We start from the raw sequence: 17,446 nt of genomic DNA on the forward strand, positions 1-17,446 counted from the left end.
CCCGACAAAACTAAAAGTCCATAATAGACAAATAAGTTTATATTTCGCATCCGGAGCCTGACATGTCCAGTACGCCCTACGTGATCGACCAAACCCAGGCCCGTGAGCTGCTGGCCCGCATTGATGTGCCGCAGACATTGCGCAAACTGTTCCGCGATCTCGCCGCCGGTAACGCGGTACAACCGGCGCAGCAACTGGTGGAATTCCCGCAGGGCGCTGGTGACTTCATCAATTATCTGGGTGTGCTGGCCGAAGACGGTGTGTACGGCGTGAAGACCTCGCCGTACATCGTCCGCGAGCAAGGCCCGTTGGTGACCGCGTGGACCTTGTTGATGTCGATGCAGACCGGCCAACCCTTGCTGCTGTGCGATGCCGGCGAACTCACCACAGCCCGTACGGCTGCGACCACCGCAGTGGCCGTCGATGCCCTCGCTCCGCTGGATGCGCGGCGACTGGCGATCATCGGCAGCGGCAAAGTCGCACAGGCGCATCTGCATTACGTGAAGTCTTTACGCGACTGGCAAAGCATCAGTGTGTATTCGCCGAGCCTGCAGGAGGATCCTGAAACCCAGGCGCTGCTCACAGCCGCAGCTCCCGGCCTGACGATTGCAACCCGTCTTGAAGCCGCCCTCGCCGATGCCGATGTGATCATGCTCTGCACTTCGTCCGCGGGGCCGGTGATCGACCCGGCGGCACTGAGCAAACCCGCGTTGATCACCTCGATCAGCACTAACGCTCCCCGCGCCCATGAAGTGCCGCCGCAAAGCCTCAACGACATGCAGGTGTTCTGCGACTACCGTCTGACCACGCCGGGCTCGGCGGGCGAAATGCTGATTGCTGTTGAGCAACATGGCTGGAGCACGGACTCGATCATGGGTGACCTCGCCGATCTGCTCAGTGAAAAAGTGCAACGCCCGGATTACCACCGTCACGTGTTTTTCCGCTCGATCGGGCTGGGCCTGGAAGACATCGCCCTGGCAAATGCGATTTATCACCTGAAGCACTGACACCTCGATCCCTGTGGGAGCGGGCTTGCCCGGCTCCCACAGGATTTGCGACAACTTCAACTTTGCAGTTCAACGTGGAGTTTTTTCATGAGCCAGGCAGATTTCATCATCATCGGCGGCGGGATTGCCGGCGCTTCCACCGGTTTCTGGCTGTCGCCTCACGCCAAAGTGATCGTGCTGGAGCGTGAGTCTCACCCGGCCTATCACTCCACCGGGCGGTCCGCCGCCCTGTTCACCGCGGCTTATGGCACACCGCAGGTACGCGCGCTGACTCAGGCCAGCCGTGAGTTTTTCGACCAGCCGCCGGCCGGTTTCTGCGAGCACCCGCTGCTGACCCCGCGCGGCGAGATGACCGTGGATTTCACCGGTGACGCCGCCGAACTCAACAACCAGTACCTGAGCGCCAAAGCCACGGTGCCGGAAATGCAAAGGCTCAGCGCCGATGACGCCTGCGTGCGCCTGCCGATCCTGCGCCGGGAAAAAGTCCACGGGGCGATTTACGACCCGACAGCCTGTGACATCGATACCGACGCCCTGCATCAAGGCTACCTGCGCGGGATCCGCCGCAACCACGGCGAGGTGCACACCGACTGCCAGGTGCTGAGCCTTGAGCGCGATGCCAACAATGTCTGGCAGGTGCAGACCAATGGCCAGACCTTCAGCGCGCCAGTGATCATCAACGCTGCCGGCGCCTGGGCTGACAAGATCGGCGTAATGGCCGGTGCACAATCGCTGGGCCTGCAACCGAAACGCCGCGCCGCCTTCATCTTCGCCGGGCCAGAAGGTGTCGATATCCATCAGTGGCCGATGCTGGTCAGCCTCGACGAATCGTTCTACATGAAACCTGATGCCGGCATGTTCTTAGGCTCGCCAGCCAACGCGGACCCGGTCGAACCCCACGATGTGCAGCCTGAAGAACTGGACATCGCCATGGGCATCTATCAGATCGAAGAAGCCACGACGCTGACCATCCGCCGCCCGACTCGCACATGGGCCGGCTTGCGCAGTTTCGTCGCCGACGGTGATTTGCTCAGCGGATTCGATGCGCAGGTGCCGGGCCTGTTCTGGGTCGCAGCTCAGGGCGGGTACGGCATCCAGACGTCACCGGCGATGGGCCAGGCCAGCGCCGCACTGGTGCGCGGTCTGCCATTGCCCGAGCAACTGCGTCAGTTCGGCCTGAGCAGCAACATGCTCTCCCCTGCCCGGCTCGGTTAATCCGCGCTGCGGATGACGCGCCCAACCGATTGCGGCAAACTCGCAGCGCCCCTGTTCATGTGGGCGCTGACGCTGCCTGGAGCTCCACTGTCATGACCGCCCCCGAACTCGACCCGGCACTGGATAACTTCCGGGCCATCGCCGACGCCATCGCCACGCTGTTCTTTCCCCACGCCGAAGTGGTGCTGCACGATTTGCGCACGCAAAAAGTCGACTACATCGCTAATAACCTGTCCAAACGCGAGATCGGTGACGAGTCGTCACTTGAAGACATGCTCAGCGAGGATGTCAGCGAGCGGAACATCGGCCCGTACGAAAAACTCAACTGGGATGGTCAGAAAATTCGCAGCCTGAGCAGCGTATTGCGCGACAGCGAAGGCCTGCCGCTGGCGGTGCTGTGTATCAACCTGAATATTTCGCTGTTCGAGAATGCCAAGGCTGCGCTGGACCTGTTCCTGTCGCCGAGCAAATTGATCCCGCAACCGGACTCACTGTTTCGCGATGACTGGCAGGAGCGCATCAACACGTTCCTGCACGCCTGGCTGCGCGAGCGCCAACTGAGCCTGAATCTGCTGACCCGCGATCACAAACGTGAACTGGTGCTGGCACTGCATGCCGAGGGCGCGTTCAAGGGCAAGAGTGCCTCGAACTACGTGGCCAATGTGCTGAACATGGGCCGGGCGACGGTGTACAAACACCTGAAGGAATTAAAGGGCTGAAGAGCCGCGGTGATGGATCTGACCCCATCGCTGGCAAGCCAGCTCCCAGAGGGATTTTGATGTACACAAAATCTGTGTACGACTCGATCACTGTGGGAGCTGGCTTGCCAGCGATAGCGGACGATCAGTCGCCGTAAATGTCCGACTTGAAATACTTGTCGGAAATCTTCTGATATTCGCCACTCGCGCGAATGCCATCGATGGCGCTATTCAACTGGCTGACCAGCTCAGTATTACCCTTGCGCACCGCAATCCCCGCCCCCTCGCCGACATACTTTGGATCCTTCAGCTCCGGCCCGACGAACGCATAGCCCTTGCCGCGTGGCATCGACAGAAAGTCATTCAGCGGAATGGTGTCGGCAAAAATCGCATCAAGGCGACCGGCTGCCAGGTCCATGTAGATCTCTTCGTTATTGCTGTAGCGCTTGACGTTGACGCCCTTGGGCTCGAACACCTCGGTGGCATAGCGGTCGGTGGTGGTTGCGCGCTGCACGCCGACATTCTTGCCCTTGAGGCTGGCGTATTGATCATCGACCGTGGCGCCGTCCTTCATCACCAGCCGCGAGGACGTGAAGTAGTACTTGTGGGTGAAATCCACCGACTTCTTGCGGTCTTCGTTGATGGTCATGGACGACAGTGCCATGTCGATTTTCTTCACTTTGAGCGAAGGAATCAGACCGTCGAACTCACCCTCGACCCACACGCACTTGGCCTTCATCTGCGCGCACAGGGCATTGCCGATGTCGTAGTCGAAACCGACGATTTCGCCTTTGTCGGTTTTCGAGGCGAATGGCGGGTAAGCCGCTTCAATGCCGATACGCAGGGTTTTCTCGGCGGCGAACACGCTGCTGGAAGCCAAAAGGCTAAGGGCCAGACCGGTGATGAGGGGAAGTTTCTTCATGTTCGTTCTCTCGCGGGTTGTTGTTGGTTTGGCAAGATGAAGAAGAGCAGCTGGGAGCGGGGAGCTACGAGCGGCAAGACGAAGCTTTTTTGTACTTGGAAATCCATATTGGACTTATAGGTACAAATCGTCAATTAGGGAGGAGAGAGTGTCTGCGAGGTTTTTGGTGTTGCAGATGACCTCATCGCTGGCAAGCCAGCTCCCACAGTCTTTCGCGTCGTGCATATATTTTTTGCGCACCACTGAAACCTGTGGGAGCTGGCTTGCCAGCGATGACTGACTGAAGAACCCTACAGGACTATTTGTTCCAGCGATCCGCCGCCGCATGATCACTGTCGCGCCCTTCCACCCAGCACGGGCCGTCACTGGTGTTTTCCTTCTTCCAGAACGGTGCGCGGGTTTTCAGGTAATCCATGACGAAGGCGCAGGCGTCGAACGCAGCCTGGCGATGGGCGCTGGCAGCGCCGACAAACACGATCGGCTCGCCCGGTTCCAGCGCGCCGATGCGGTGCAGCACTTCCAGTTTCAGCAACGGCCAGCGCTGCTCGGCCTCGATGGCGATCTTGCCGAGGGCTTTTTCAGTCATGCCCGGATAGTGTTCGAGGAACATCCCCGCCACATCCAGGCCATCGTTGAAGTCGCGCACGTAACCGACGAAGCTCACCACCGCGCCGACGCCGACATTGGCCGCGTGCATCGCATTGACTTGCGCACCCGGATCGAACGGCGTGGCCTGGACACGAATCGCCATGGATCAGCCTCCGGTCACAGTGGGGAAAAACGCCACTTCGTCACCCTCGACCACCGGTTCGTCGAGCTGGCACAAGTCTTCGTTGCGTGCGCACATCAGGTTCTGCTCGCTCAATACCTCGGCGCCTTCACGCTGCGCCAACAGCGCGCGCACGTCATCGACGGTGGTGAAATCACCGTCGACCGTTACCGAGTCAACGCCCAGCGCTTCACGGTAACGGGCAAAAAACTTAACTGTCAGCTTCATGCTTGATCCGCCTGAAAGTGCCCGCTCTTGCCGCCAACCTTTTCCAGCAGACGCACGCTGTCGATGGTCATGCCGCGATCCACCGCTTTGCACATGTCATAGATAGTCAGCGCGGCGACGCTGGCAGCGGTCAGCGCTTCCATCTCGACGCCGGTCTGCCCGGACAATTTGCAACGGGCGACGATGCGCACGGTGTCTTCGCCTTCAGCGCTGAGCTCGACTTTGACGCCAGTGAGCATCAGCGGATGGCACAGGGGAATCAGATCGCTGGTTTTCTTCGCCGCCTGAATGCCTGCAATGCGCGCGACGGCAAATACGTCGCCTTTGGGATGGCCGCCACTGACGATCATCTGCAACGTTTCGGGGAGCATGCGCACCAGCGCTTGGGCCGTCGCTTCACGAAACGTCACGGCTTTTTCAGTGACGTCGACCATGTTGGCGCGACCTTGGGAATCGAGATGAGTCAGCACGGGATTACTCCTGATCAGGAGCGGGGATTGTAAACCTGCGAGTCAAATTTCCGCATCATTGATTATGAAATCACCACCAATCCAGTGGGAGCGAGCCTGCTCGCGAAAGCGGAGTGTCAGGCAACATCAATGTGACTGATACACCGCTTTCGCGAGCAGGCTCGCTCCCACCTTTTGATTTTGCATTCACGCATAAAAAAACCGGGCGGCTTTTGGCCGCCCGGTTTGTTGCGAAGGACTACAAATGCGTTTCGGCGTATTCAGCCAGGATCGAGCGAGGCACCCCTTGCAGGGTGATGTGCACACCGTTGGGGAAATCCTTGAAGCGTTCGGTCAGGTAGGTCAGCCCGGAGCTGGTCGCGGACAGGTAAGGGGTGTCGATCTGTGCGAGGTTACCCAGGCACACCACTTTGGAACCAGCGCCGGCACGGGTGATGATGGTTTTCATCTGGTGCGGCGTGAGGTTCTGGCATTCGTCGATAAGGATCAGGCTCTGCTGGAAGCTGCGACCGCGAATGTAGTTGAGCGATTTGAACTGCAACGGCACTTTGCTGAGGATGTAATCGACGCTGCCATGGGTGTTTTCGTCATCCATGTGCAAGGCTTCGAGGTTGTCGGTGATAGCGCCCAGCCAAGGCTCCATTTTTTCCGCTTCGGTGCCGGGGAGGAAACCGATTTCCTGGTCCAGGCCCTGTACGCTGCGGGTGGCGATGATGCGCCGATAACGCTTGCTGACCATGGTCTGCTCGATCGCAGCGGCCAACGCCAGAATGGTTTTACCGGAACCGGCCGCGCCCGACAGGTTGACCAGATGGATGTCCGGATCGAGCAGCGCGTACAGCGCCAGGCTCTGGTAGATGTCACGCGGCTTCAGGCCCCAGGCTTCCTGGTGCAAGAGGGGTTCCTGATGCAGATCGAGAATCAGCAGGCGGTCTTCGTCAATCTCCTTGATCCAGCCAACGAAGCCCTGTTCGTCGATGATGAACTCATTGATATGCACCGCCGGCAAGTTGTCGATCAACTTCACTTCGTGCCATGTGCGACCGTGGTCCTGACGGGTTTCAACCTTGCTCACCAGGTCCCAGAAAGAGCCGGTCATGTTGTGATAACCGTTGGGCAGCAGGGACACGTCATCGACCAGTTGGTCGGTGCTGTAATCCTCGGCCGCGATCCCGCAGGCGCGCGCCTTGAGGCGCATGTTGATGTCTTTGGTCACCAGAACCACAGGTTTCTGCGGATCACGGGTGTGCATATCGATGAGTTGGTTGATGATTTTATTGTCGTTCAGATGCTCGGGCAGAATCAGGTTCGATTCGGCCTGCTTGCTCATCAGAATTGACAGCAAGCCCTTCGGACCGCCCTTGCCGCGCTGAATCGGCACACCCAGCTCGACGTCCTCGGGGGAGGCATCGCCCAGGGTCTTGTCGATCAGCCGGATGGCCTGGCGGCATTCGGCGGCAACGCTGTGATGCCCGCTCTTGAGCTTGTCCAGCTCTTCCAGCACGGTCATCGGGATGGCGACGTGGTGTTCTTCGAAATTAAGCAGGGCGTTTGGATCGTGAATCAATACGTTGGTATCGAGTACATAAAGGATTGGCTGGTTGGAAGGGCTACGTCCGTGATCATCCATACTCGGTCACCTTTGTCAGAGCCATTCGACGCAATACCTCTACAGTGCTGCGCCTCGAAGTGACTGCCGATTCATCTGCCGGGCTTTTATTGAAAGAGGCAGGTGACTTGCACACAAAGTGGGTCTTGGAAGACGCCACCTGTGTTGCAGGTTTCGGCGGTCTGTCTTCGTAATACTCCAAAACCCATGACAGGAAAAAGCACTTTGACGGTTTTTTGAAGTTTATTTTGCAGAGTGACGAAAAGCCCTTGGCGGACTGTCCAGACCTCGCTAAAGTCGGAAGTCCGCCTGCATCGAATTCTGCAAAAAAATCGCCCCAAGCCCAATGTTTTCGGGCTTTCTTAGTTTCTCAGCGAAACCCGTCCAGACAGTCTTCCCAACCGATGCCGCTTTGCGCGGTTTGCGTGATCAGCCACGGCATGGCGGTCTTCACGGCATCCTGTTTCATGTTGAAATTGATCACCCCGTGACGCCACAACAGCATCAGGGTCAGCACTCGCTGCGCACTCTGCGGACCTTTGAGTTTGCCTGCACCGTCCGCGGCATCGATGTCCCACAGCGCCACTTGCAGGCCCTGCGTGTTAAAGAAGCCTTTTGCATCGCTGCGCCGCTGGCCATCCGGCGGACGGAACAGCGGTACATAATTTTCCGGCAGTTTGTTCTTCACCAGATCGGCACTGCGGCGCACCGAATCCTGCCAGTCCTGCCAATGGCTGTGGGAGCGGAACTCCCAACCCTGCACGCCGACGCATTGCTGCGAGAACGTCGCTTGCAGGCCGCTCACGGAACGGTCACCCAGTCGCGCCTGAACATCCTTGCCCAACATGAAGAACGTACCGCTCATGCTGGCCTTGCGCAGGTACTCGGTGAGCCAGTCGGTGTTGTCCGGTTGCGCGTTGGCGGCGCTGTCGAAAGTCAGCAGAAACAGTCGATCATGCATCTCCTCGCCGTTGCGCTCATAGTCGCCGAAACGATCGATTTCGCTGCTGGTCTGCGGGAACAACGCAGCCTTGCGCAGCAATTCGTCCAGGTACTGAAGATGGAAGATCCGGCTTGGCTCGGCCCACCTGGTGTAATAGCTGTCATCACTGACGACGAATTTGGCGGCCTGCTCACGCAGCGTAGGCAAGTCTTCGACGAGGAAGCAGAAAGAGGCGTCCTGATCGCAACTTTGCTGGGCGTAGTTGTAGTTGGCAAGCAAGCGCTGCCAAAGGCGCTCGCGCAGGCTGTTGACGGCATCCAGATTGACCGTGCGCAGGCCCAGACGCTGAGCCAACGCGGCCTCCGTCATCGATTCGGTGCCGAGCAAGCCGCGGGCAAACATGAGGATTTCCGCCCGTGAAGCGACGTCGAACAGCGTCGGGCTGGTCAGTTGCTCAGGCCAGGTGCTGCGATCCAGCGTCGCCACATCGCCCGGCGCCGCGATGGCACCGAAGCTCAACAGCCACGCGGTGAATAAAAGAACAATGCGCAATGGGGTGTCTCCGTTACAAACCCGGGCGGCACTATAGCTGATGTGCAGGGTACAAGGACGCTACCCTCACCCCAGCCCTCTCCCGGGGGGAGAGGGAGCCGATCTTCGTTGATTTCAAAATTTGAGTTCGACTCGATAGCTCAGGTCGGCGGATATCGAAAGAACAACCCGGTCGGTCCCCTCTCCCTCCGGGAGAGGGTTAGGGTGAGGGAAAAATCCACCAGCCGTCGCAAATGCCCGAGCTTACCCCTGCCTATAACCCCCATAGCTGGAGTCAACACCGACAACCCCCTAGAATCGCCTCCACGATTAAAGGAGACGACTTCATGCTGATGGTGATTTCCCCCGCCAAGACCCTCGATTACGAAACGCCGCCGGCAACCCAGCGCTTCACCCAGCCGCAATATCTGGACCATTCCCAGGAACTGATCCAGCAGTTGCGTGAGCTATCGCCGGCGCAGATCAGCGAGCTGATGCACGTCTCCGACAAGATCGGCGGGCTCAATGCCGCGCGTTTCGGCAGCTGGACGCCAGCGTTCACCCCGCAAAACGCCAAGCAGGCGCTGCTCGCGTTCAAGGGTGACGTCTACACCGGTCTCGACGCGCAGTCCTTCAGCGAAGCGAATTTCGATTACGCGCAAAAACACCTGCGCATGCTCTCCGGCCTCTATGGCCTGCTGCGCCCACTGGACTTGATGCAACCGTATCGACTGGAGATGGGCACCAAACTGGCCAACGCGCGCGGCAAGGATTTGTACGCGTTCTGGGGCACGCGCATCAGTGAATGGCTGAATGAAGCATTGGCCGAGCAGGGCGATGATTTGCTGCTCAACCTGGCGTCCAACGAGTACTTTTCAGCTGTCAAACGCACCGCGTTGACTGCGCGAATCATCAATGCCGATTTCAAGGATCTGAAAAACGGCCAGTACAAGATCATCAGCTTCTACGCAAAAAAGGCCCGTGGCCTGATGAGCCGTTTCGTGATCCAGGAAGGCATCAACGATCCCGCCCAGCTCAAGCAGTTCGATGTTCAGGGTTATCGTTACAGTGCTGAACAGTCGAAACCGGACAATCTGGTGTTTTTGCGCGATCACGCCCCCGAATAAAGCATGCCTATTGCACGACTCTTTCTACCAAGAGTCGTGCAGCTCGCACGATGTCGAAAATCCCTCGCCACATATGCCATTTTTATGGCGCCATAAAATCAACCCCCTCTTTTCTAATGGTTAGTTTCACTCGACACTGATCATTTTTTTCAGTAGTGGCACCTAAATTTTTTCACTGTAGTGGCACAAAACTATCTAATGTGATTATTCGCCTGTTATTAAAGGTCGAAAACGAAAGTGCCATCAATTTGAGATTAGTGCCATCTACGACAATATTTCAAGAAATTTCAGCTTTCGCGATGAGTGGACAGGAACTTCGTCCAAATGCATAGCTCATACCACCGGTAACGATTCTCGCCGAGTTTGTACGAGATAACTTACGCAGGGCAGATAGTCATGTAACCAAGTTGTCACAGCAACTTGCCTAGATGACTAACTAGTCTGAAAACAAACTGAAGTACAGGAGATACGCTCCATTAATATCCCCTGCAAGGCCATGACCACGCCCCTATAAACGTGCTCGCCTGAGTACACAACCGCTTGATTTGTATGGCTATTCGCCTGACGTCAAGCGCGCAAACCGATTGCACCAAGGTCTCCAACAATGGAGATCGGCTGCATAACAGGGCAGGTCATAACAACAAGGCCTAGTTGCGCACACCTTGAGTGCACTTATTTAGACACTCGAAAATTAGTATGCCTGCACACGGCATTGTGACGCCTGCGCGCCGCACTTTCGAGTGCACTTTTAACGCTGAACACCATTAACTCCGGCCTTCTTTGGCCTGATATATACAGAGGTAATTGCGATGCGCATCAGCATATTTGGTTTGGGTTACGTTGGCGCAGTTTGTGCCGGTTGCCTGTCTGCACGGGGCCATGACGTCGTGGGCGTCGATGTTGCCAAAGACAAGATCGATATGATCAACGCTGGCAAATCTCCGATTGTTGAACCCGGTCTGGGCGAGCTGTTGCAGCAAGGTATTCAGAACGGTCGTCTGCGCGGTACGACTAACTTCGCCGAAGCGATTCGTGACACCGATCTGTCGATGATCTGCGTCGGTACGCCGAGCAAGAAGAACGGCGACCTGGAACTCAACTACATCGAGGCCGTGTGCCGCGAGATCGGTTTTGTCCTGCGTGACAAGACCACCCGCCACACCATTGTGGTGCGCAGCACCGTACTGCCGGGCACTGTCGCAAACGTTGTCATCCCGATCCTCGAAGATTGCTCCGGGAAAAAGGCTGGCGTCGATTTCGGCGTTGCGGTCAACCCTGAGTTCCTGCGTGAATCCACCGCGATTGCCGACTACGACCTGCCACCGATGACCGTCATCGGCGAGTTCGACAAGGCCTCGGGCGACGTTCTGCAATCGCTGTACGAAGAACTCGACGCACCGATCATCCGCAAGGACATCGCCGTTGCCGAGATGATCAAGTACACCTGCAACGTCTGGCACGCCACCAAGGTGACCTTCGCCAACGAGATCGGCAACATCGCCAAAGCCGTCGGCGTCGATGGCCGTGAAGTAATGGACGTGGTCTGCCAGGACAAGACCCTCAACCTGTCCCAGTACTACATGCGCCCAGGCTTCGCTTTCGGCGGTTCGTGCCTGCCCAAAGACGTCCGCGCCCTGACCTACCGCGCCGGTTCGCTGGACGTCGAAGCGCCACTGCTCAACTCGCTGATGCGCAGCAACGAATCGCAAGTGCAGAACGCCTTCGACATCGTTGAAAGCCACGACAAACGCAAAGTCGCCCTGCTCGGCCTGAGCTTCAAGGCCGGCACCGACGACCTGCGCGAAAGCCCGCTGGTGGAACTGGCCGAAATGCTGATCGGCAAGGGTTACGACCTGAGCATCTACGACAGCAACGTCGAGTACGCCCGTGTTCACGGCGCGAACAAGGACTACATCGAGTCGAAGATCCCGCACGTGTCGTCCCTGCTCAACGCAGACTTCGATTCGGTGATCGACAACTCCGACGTGATCATCCTCGGCAACCGCGACGAAAAATTCCGTGCGCTGGCTCAGCAAGCGCCGGACGGCAAACAGGTCATCGACCTGGTCGGCTTCATGGCCAAAGCCACTGACGCCGGCACCCGTACCGAAGGTATCTGCTGGTAAAGCAGCCCTAAGCGACAAGCTTCGAGCTGCAAGCCAAAGCGTTTCGCTTGCAGCTCGCCGCTTGCGGCTTGAAGCCTTCTCACCTTCGGATGACGGTTATGTCGAACAAGCTCAAACATTTTTTTCTGCAATCCGCCGGCTGGCTTTTTTATCTCAGTCTGCTGATGGGCCTGGCCTTGATGCTGCCCACGTCCACGTTCGACTCCGAGTCGAAGGACTTCATTTTCCTGATTGGCGCCGTGGGTATCTGGCGCTACTCGATGGGTGCAACGCACTTTGTGCGCGGCATGATTTTTCTCTACATCGTCTACCCGCACCTGCGCCGTAAAGTGCGCAAGCTGGGCAAGGCGGCAGATCCGTCGCACGTGTACCTGATGGTCACCAGTTTCCGTATCGACGCGCTGACCACAGCGCAGGTCTACAGCTCGGTGATCCGCGAAGCGATCGACTGCGGGCTGCCGACCACGATGGTCTGCTCCATCGTCGAAATGTCCGATGAGCTGCTGGTCAAAGCGCTGTGGGCGCGCATGAATCCGCCGGATCGAGTGAAACTCGACTTCGTGCGCATTCCCGGTACCGGCAAACGCGATGGCCTGGCCTACGGTTTCCGCGCGATCTCCCGGCACCTGCCGGACGACCGCGCCGTCGTCGCCGTGATCGATGGCGACACCGTGCTCGCCGAGGGCGTGGTACGCAAAACCGTGCCGTGGTTCCAGATGTTCGGCAACGTCGGCGGCCTGACCACCAACGAATTCTGCGAAGTGCGCGGCGGCTACATCATGAGCGAATGGCACAAGCTGCGCTTCGCCCAACGTCACATCAACATGTGCTCGATGGCCCTGTCCAAACGCGTCCTGACCATGACCGGCCGGATGTCGGTATTCCGCGCCTCCGTGGTGACCAATCCGGACTTCATCGCCGACGTGGAAAGCGACTCCCTGCAGCACTGGCGCCTGGGCCGTTTCAAGTTTTTGACCGGCGACGACAAGTCGAGCTGGTTCAGCCTGATGCGCCTTGGCTACGACACATTCTATGTGCCGGACGCGGCAATCCACACCGTGGAACACCCGCCGGAAAAGAGCTTCATCAAGGCCAGCCGCAAACTGATGTTCCGCTGGTACGGCAACAACCTGCGCCAGAACTCGCGAGCGCTGGGCCTGGGCATGAAACGCCTCGGTGCCTTCACCTCGTTGGTGCTGTTCGACCAGCGCGTGTCGATGTGGACATCGCTGCTCGGCCTGACCGTGGCAATCATCGCCAGCTTCAAGTACGGCACCGCGTTCATCCTGGTGTACCTGCTGTGGATCGGCATCACCCGCCTGATTCTGACGCTGCTGTTGTCCTGCTCCGGTCACCGGATCGGCCCGGCCTACCCGGCGATTCTTTATTACAACCAGATCGTCGGTGCGCTGGTGAAGATCTACGTGTTCTTCCGCCTCGACCAACAATCCTGGACTCGCCAGCCCACTTCCCTGACCCGTGATCTCGCCAGCTTTCAACGTTGGTTCAACACTTGGTCGTCTCGGACCATGACCTTCTCCGCCGGCAGCATTTTCGTCGCCGTGCTGCTGATGATGGTCTGACCCGCCCCTATTGAATTAACAAGGAAATCGCCCCTATGAATACCGCCGTCAACGCCAACGTAGTGCATGAATCCGAAGCCCAGCGCCAACACGCCCGAGTGAAAATCCCGGCCAAACTGCGTTTCTTCGGCCCTGACCGGACACCGCTGGAAACCCGCGTGCTGGATCTGTCCGCCGGCGGCCTGGCGTTCAACGCCGGGCAGATGCCGCTGACGATCGGCCAGGTGCACAAGGCTCGCCTGCAGTTTGTGATCGACAACCTCGGTCTGGCCATGGACGTCGAGCTGCAGGTGCGCTCCTTCGACCGCCAGACCGGCCGCGTCGGTTGCCAGTTCCAGAACCTTGAGCCGCAGGATATTTCCACCCTGCGCCACCTGATCACTTCGCACCTGGCCGGCGACATCGTCAGCATGGGTGAAGTACTGGCGACCCTGCAGCGCGACAACTTCACCAAGGCGCGCAAGGTCAAGGACGGCGGCCACGGCATGACCCCGTTCGGGCGTCTGAAAGCCGTGACGTTCAGCGCCGGAATCTTCGCGGTCGGCCTGGTCGCGGCGGGCTTCATTGCCAAATCGGTGTACGGCATGTACTTCGTCAGCCACGCGCAGGCCGGTCTGGTCAGCGTACCGGGCATGAACATCACCATGCCGCGTGACGGCACTGTGCAGAGCCTGATCAAGTCCGACGGCGTTGCGGCCAAAGGCGCGCCACTGGCGACCTTCAGCACCAGCATGCTCGACGTGCTCAAGGGCCACATGCAAGAAGATCAACTGTCGCCCGCCAAGGTTGAAGAACTGTTCGGCAAGCAAATGACCGGCACCCTCACCTCGCCGTGCGATTGCACCGTGGCCCAGCAACTGGTGGCTGACGGTCAATACGCGAGCAAGGGCGATGTGATCTTCCAACTGGTGCCACGCAACACCGAGGCCAATGTGGAAGCACGCTTCTCCTATCGCCAGTTCGGCGACGTGCGTCCGGGCACCCCGGTGAGCTTCCAGATCGCCGGCGAAGACAAGATCCGCACCGGCAAGATCGTCAGCAGCACCAGCCTGAAAAGCGCCGACCTGTCTTCCGACATCCGCGTACAGATCAAGCCTGACGAGTCGCTCGACAGCAGCCTCGCCGGCCGCCCGGTGGAAGTGAACAGCGACCGTGGCCCGAACCTGAACTGGCTGATCGACAAAGCCATGGCTGCCGGTCTTTAAGTCGAGGACATGCCTGTGACTATCACCAGTCTTTTCAGAACGCCACGATCCCTGTGGGAGCTGGCTTGCCAGCGATCGGATCAATGTGGTTTAGCTGAAACACCGAGTCGCCTGAATCGCTGGCAAGCCAGCTCCCACAAAGGATCAGTGTGTGCATTGGCACTGGCAGTGTCTCTGGCCGGTTGCGCCGGCCTGCCCGATCAGCGCCTGGCCAACGAAGCGCTCAAGCGTGGCGACACCGCCACCGCTGCGCAGAATTATCAGCAACTGGCCGATCTGGGCTACAGCGAAGCGCAAGTGGGCCTCGCTGATATCCAGGTCGATAGCCGCGACCCTGCGCAAATGAAACAGGCCGAAGCGACTTATCGCGCAGCGGCCAGTGTTTCGCCGCGTGCTCAGGGACGTCTGGGGCGCTTGCTGGTGGCAAAGCCCGGTTCGACCGAGGCCGAGCACCACGAAGCCGAAACCCTGCTGAAAAAAGCCGCCGCCAATGGCGAACGCAACACGTTGATCCCGCTGGCGATGCTCTACCTGCAATACCCGCGCAGCTTCCCGAACATCAACGCTCAGCAGAAGATCGATCAGTGGCGCAAATCCGGCTACCCGGAAGCAGGTCTGGCGCAGGTGCTGCTGTATCGCACCCAGGGCACTTACGACCAGCATCTGGATGACGTGGAAAACATCTGCAAAGCCGCGCTCAACACCACCGACATCTGCTACGTCGAACTGGCCACGGTCTATCAGAAACGTGCCCAGCCCGAACAACAGGCCGAGCTGATCAAGCAGATGCAGGCCGGTTACAGCCGCGGCACCGTCACCGCTCAGCGTGTCGATTCGGTTGCCCGTGTGCTGGCAGACTCGACCCTGGGCAAGACTGACGAAAAAACCGCGCAGTCGCTGCTTGAGCCAATTGCTCCGGGCTACCCGGCGTCGTGGGTCACCCTCGCGCAATTGCTCTACGACTTCCCGGAACTGGGCGACGTCGACCAGATGATGAAGTACCTGGACAACGGCCGCGCCGCCGACCAGCCGCGCGCCGAGCTGTTGCTGGGCAAGCTCTACTACGAAGGCAAAGTGGTCCCGGCCGACGCCAAGGTCGCCGAAGAACATTTCCAGAAAGCCGTCGGTCGTGAAGTGGCCGCCGACTATTACCTCGGCCAGATCTATCGCCGTGGTTACCTGGGCAAGGTCTATCCGCAGAAGGCCCTCGACCATCTGCTGACCGCTGCGCGCAACGGCCAGAACAGCGCCGATTTCGCCATCGCCCAACTGTTTTCCCAAGGCAAGGGCACCAAGCCCGACCCGCTCAACGCTTATGTGTTCAGCCAATTGGCCAAAGATCAAAACACCCCGCAGGCCGATGAGCTGGCGACCACTGTCGCTGCCCAATTGCCGCCCGAGCGCCTGGCCGAAGCCCAGCGCCTGCTGCAACAGGAACGGGCCAGCCGTGGCGCCCTGAACCCGAACACGCTGCAACTGCACGCCCTGCAAGAAGAAGACGGCGAGGAAAAACTATGAAGCTCAATCCATTCGTGAAGGCCGGTATTGGCCTCACCTTCGCGCTGATCTGGTCTTGCCCGACACTGGCCGCGATGACTGAAAGCAAAAACTTCGGCCTGGAAGTGAAAGTCACCGGCCAGTCCGAAGACGACCGTGACCTCGGTACTGCCAGTGGCGGCGACGTCAACGGTGTCGGCCTCGACCTGCGTCCGTGGGTCTACGGCGAGAGCGGTGCGTGGAGCGCCTACGCCATGGGCCAAGCGGTGACCTCGACCGACATCATCGAGACCGACACCCTGCAGCAGTCCGACAGCGACGGCACCCAGACCACCGACAACGGTGATCGCAAGACCAAGAAAAACTACCTGGCGATGCGCGAATTCTGGGTCGGCTACAGCGGCCTCACGCCCTACCCCGGCGAGATGCTCAAACTCGGTCGCCAACGCCTGCGCAATGACGACGGCCAATGGCGCGACACCAACATCGAAGCGCTGAACTGGACCTTCGACACCACCCTGTTGCGCGCCAACGCCGGTGTTGCCGAACGCTTCAGCGAGTACCGCACTGACCTCAAAGAGCTGGCGCCCAAAGACAAGGATCGCCTGCACGCTTACGCCGATGCCGCTTACCAGTGGACACCGGGCAACTGGGTCGGGATTCGCGGTCACCATACTCACGATGACGGCAAACTCGACTATCCGGAACCCGGCGTTGCCGGCGATTCGCTGGACAAGAAAGAGAATGGCGACATCAGCTGGATCGGCCTGACCGCCGACAGCGATGCCTATAACTGGCGCAACACCAACACCGTCAACTACTGGGGCAGCATCACCGGCATGAGCGGCGACCGCGACACGGTCAACGCGCTGAACGCCGATGGCAGCCGCCCGACGCAAGCCAAACGCAGCGATGACGTCAACGGCTGGGCTACTGACATCGGTGTGCGTCTGCGCCTCGATCCACAGTGGCAAGTCGGTGCCGCCTATGCCCGCGCCAGCGCCGATTACGAACAGACCGGTCTGGAAAGCAACCGCTCGAACTACACCGGTACACGTTCACGCGTTCACCGTTTCGGCGAAGCGTTCCGTGGCGAAATGAACAACATGCAGACCGCTACGTTGTTCGGTTCGTGGATGCTCAATGACGAGTACGACGCCAGCCTGATCTACCACAAATTCTGGCGCGTCGACGGCAACAAGCCAGTCGGCAGCAACGGTATCAACGCCGTCGAGAACAACACCGACGACGTCACCGGCGCCATCTTGTCCAGCACCTCGTTGCCGCTTGAAGACGGCAACAAGGACATGGGTCAGGAGATGGATCTGGTCGTCACCAAGTACTTCAAGCAAGGCCTGTTGCCAGCGGCGTTGAGCCAGTCGATCGATGAGCCTTCGGCCCTGGTGCGTTTTCGTGGCGGCGTGTTCAAGCCGGGCGATGCCTACGGCAAAGAAGTCGACTCGTACATGCACCGCGCGTTCATCGACGTGATCTGGCGCTTCTGATGCCAACCGCC

General features: G+C 59.0%; 15 protein-coding genes. 9 read left to right on the plus strand and 6 right to left on the minus strand.

Features of this window, described 5'->3' with window-relative positions:
* The first annotated feature begins 62 nt into the window (after positions 1 to 62).
* The 3 genes from IEQ42_RS03300 (at position 63) to IEQ42_RS03310 (ending at position 2,941) form a co-directional block, all read left to right on the plus strand.
* Positions 63 to 1,007 carry an ornithine cyclodeaminase family protein gene (locus tag IEQ42_RS03300; protein WP_210702535.1) on the plus strand — a complete coding sequence of 315 codons (945 nt, stop codon included), beginning with the start codon at positions 63 to 65 and terminating at the stop codon, positions 1,005 to 1,007.
* A gap of 87 nt (positions 1,008 to 1,094) precedes the next feature.
* Positions 1,095 to 2,222: an NAD(P)/FAD-dependent oxidoreductase gene (locus tag IEQ42_RS03305; RefSeq protein WP_210702536.1), complete on the plus strand. Its 1,128-nt coding sequence runs from the start codon at positions 1,095 to 1,097 to the stop codon at positions 2,220 to 2,222.
* Positions 2,223 to 2,314: 92 nt separating this feature from the next.
* Entirely contained in the window at positions 2,315 to 2,941 is a 627-nt protein-coding gene (locus IEQ42_RS03310; protein ID WP_150597492.1) for a helix-turn-helix transcriptional regulator, read from the plus strand.
* 124 nt (positions 2,942 to 3,065) lie between these two features.
* On the opposite strand, the gene IEQ42_RS03315 is transcribed toward IEQ42_RS03310, so the two are convergent.
* The 6 genes from IEQ42_RS03315 to IEQ42_RS03340 all read right to left on the minus strand — a co-directional run bounded on the left by IEQ42_RS03315 (position 3,066) and on the right by IEQ42_RS03340 (position 8,413).
* Positions 3,066 to 3,842, minus strand: a complete 777-nt coding sequence (locus tag IEQ42_RS03315) for an ABC transporter substrate-binding protein (RefSeq protein WP_210702537.1) — start codon at positions 3,840 to 3,842, stop codon at positions 3,066 to 3,068.
* A gap of 298 nt (positions 3,843 to 4,140) precedes the next feature.
* Positions 4,141 to 4,593: a molybdopterin synthase catalytic subunit MoaE gene (gene moaE / locus IEQ42_RS03320; RefSeq protein WP_210702538.1), complete on the minus strand. Its 453-nt coding sequence runs from the start codon at positions 4,591 to 4,593 to the stop codon at positions 4,141 to 4,143.
* Positions 4,594 to 4,596: 3 nt separating this feature from the next.
* The gene (gene moaD, locus IEQ42_RS03325) at positions 4,597 to 4,839 is read right to left on the minus strand and encodes a molybdopterin converting factor subunit 1 (RefSeq protein ID WP_210624698.1); all 243 of its coding nucleotides are present in this window, start codon (positions 4,837 to 4,839) and stop codon (positions 4,597 to 4,599) included.
* Positions 4,836 to 5,309 carry a cyclic pyranopterin monophosphate synthase MoaC gene (moaC, locus tag IEQ42_RS03330; RefSeq protein WP_210702539.1) on the minus strand — a complete coding sequence of 158 codons (474 nt, stop codon included), beginning with the start codon at positions 5,307 to 5,309 and terminating at the stop codon, positions 4,836 to 4,838. Before moaC ends, moaD begins: the two co-directional genes overlap by 4 nt.
* A gap of 238 nt (positions 5,310 to 5,547) precedes the next feature.
* Entirely contained in the window at positions 5,548 to 6,939 is a 1,392-nt protein-coding gene (locus tag IEQ42_RS03335; RefSeq protein WP_150617200.1) for a PhoH family protein, read from the minus strand.
* A 349-nt stretch (positions 6,940 to 7,288) separates the two neighbouring features.
* Positions 7,289 to 8,413: a polysaccharide deacetylase family protein gene (locus IEQ42_RS03340; RefSeq protein WP_210702540.1), complete on the minus strand. Its 1,125-nt coding sequence runs from the start codon at positions 8,411 to 8,413 to the stop codon at positions 7,289 to 7,291.
* A gap of 326 nt (positions 8,414 to 8,739) precedes the next feature.
* Between IEQ42_RS03340 and yaaA the strand changes: the two genes are divergently transcribed.
* From yaaA to IEQ42_RS03370, 6 genes are all read left to right on the plus strand, one after another.
* Positions 8,740 to 9,519, plus strand: coding sequence for a peroxide stress protein YaaA (yaaA, locus tag IEQ42_RS03345; RefSeq protein WP_210702541.1), 780 nt, complete (start codon positions 8,740 to 8,742; stop codon positions 9,517 to 9,519).
* An 809-nt stretch (positions 9,520 to 10,328) separates the two neighbouring features.
* A complete protein-coding gene (locus IEQ42_RS03350; protein ID WP_150594961.1) occupies positions 10,329 to 11,645 on the plus strand; it encodes a nucleotide sugar dehydrogenase in 1,317 nt (438 codons plus the stop codon).
* 98 nt (positions 11,646 to 11,743) lie between these two features.
* On the plus strand, positions 11,744 to 13,228 hold the full coding sequence (alg8, locus tag IEQ42_RS03355) for a mannuronan synthase (protein WP_395593400.1): 1,485 nt from the start codon (positions 11,744 to 11,746) through the stop codon (positions 13,226 to 13,228).
* A gap of 35 nt (positions 13,229 to 13,263) precedes the next feature.
* Positions 13,264 to 14,433, plus strand: a complete 1,170-nt coding sequence (locus tag IEQ42_RS03360; protein ID WP_042557754.1) for an alginate biosynthesis protein Alg44 — start codon at positions 13,264 to 13,266, stop codon at positions 14,431 to 14,433.
* 9 nt (positions 14,434 to 14,442) lie between these two features.
* A complete protein-coding gene (algK, locus tag IEQ42_RS03365) occupies positions 14,443 to 15,951 on the plus strand; it encodes an alginate biosynthesis TPR repeat lipoprotein AlgK (protein ID WP_210702542.1) in 1,509 nt (502 codons plus the stop codon).
* Positions 15,948 to 17,435, plus strand: a complete 1,488-nt coding sequence (locus tag IEQ42_RS03370; RefSeq protein WP_150688560.1) for an alginate export family protein — start codon at positions 15,948 to 15,950, stop codon at positions 17,433 to 17,435. The genes algK and IEQ42_RS03370 overlap by 4 nt, the downstream gene beginning before the upstream one ends.
* The last annotated feature ends 11 nt before the right edge of the window (positions 17,436 to 17,446 follow it).

The organism is Pseudomonas iridis (assembly GCF_017980685.1).
In the GTDB taxonomy this organism is placed as follows: Bacteria; Pseudomonadota; Gammaproteobacteria; order Pseudomonadales; family Pseudomonadaceae; genus Aquipseudomonas; species Aquipseudomonas iridis.

Coding starts and splice junctions, on each gene's coding strand:
- algK (WP_210702542.1), top strand. CDS start 14,443: ATGCCTGTGACTATCACCAGTCTTTTCAGAACGCCACGATCCCTGTGG.
- IEQ42_RS03305 (WP_210702536.1), top strand. CDS start 1,095: ATGAGCCAGGCAGATTTCATCATCATCGGCGGCGGGATTGCCGGCGCT.
- IEQ42_RS03335 (WP_150617200.1), bottom strand. CDS start 6,939: ATGGATGATCACGGACGTAGCCCTTCCAACCAGCCAATCCTTTATGTA.
- moaD (WP_210624698.1), bottom strand. CDS start 4,839: ATGAAGCTGACAGTTAAGTTTTTTGCCCGTTACCGTGAAGCGCTGGGC.
- yaaA (WP_210702541.1), top strand. CDS start 8,740: ATGCTGATGGTGATTTCCCCCGCCAAGACCCTCGATTACGAAACGCCG.
- IEQ42_RS03315 (WP_210702537.1), bottom strand. CDS start 3,842: ATGAAGAAACTTCCCCTCATCACCGGTCTGGCCCTTAGCCTTTTGGCT.
- IEQ42_RS03370 (WP_150688560.1), top strand. CDS start 15,948: ATGAAGCTCAATCCATTCGTGAAGGCCGGTATTGGCCTCACCTTCGCG.
- IEQ42_RS03310 (WP_150597492.1), top strand. CDS start 2,315: ATGACCGCCCCCGAACTCGACCCGGCACTGGATAACTTCCGGGCCATC.
- IEQ42_RS03350 (WP_150594961.1), top strand. CDS start 10,329: ATGCGCATCAGCATATTTGGTTTGGGTTACGTTGGCGCAGTTTGTGCC.
- alg8 (WP_395593400.1), top strand. CDS start 11,744: ATGTCGAACAAGCTCAAACATTTTTTTCTGCAATCCGCCGGCTGGCTT.
- IEQ42_RS03360 (WP_042557754.1), top strand. CDS start 13,264: ATGAATACCGCCGTCAACGCCAACGTAGTGCATGAATCCGAAGCCCAG.
- moaE (WP_210702538.1), bottom strand. CDS start 4,593: ATGGCGATTCGTGTCCAGGCCACGCCGTTCGATCCGGGTGCGCAAGTC.
- IEQ42_RS03300 (WP_210702535.1), top strand. CDS start 63: ATGTCCAGTACGCCCTACGTGATCGACCAAACCCAGGCCCGTGAGCTG.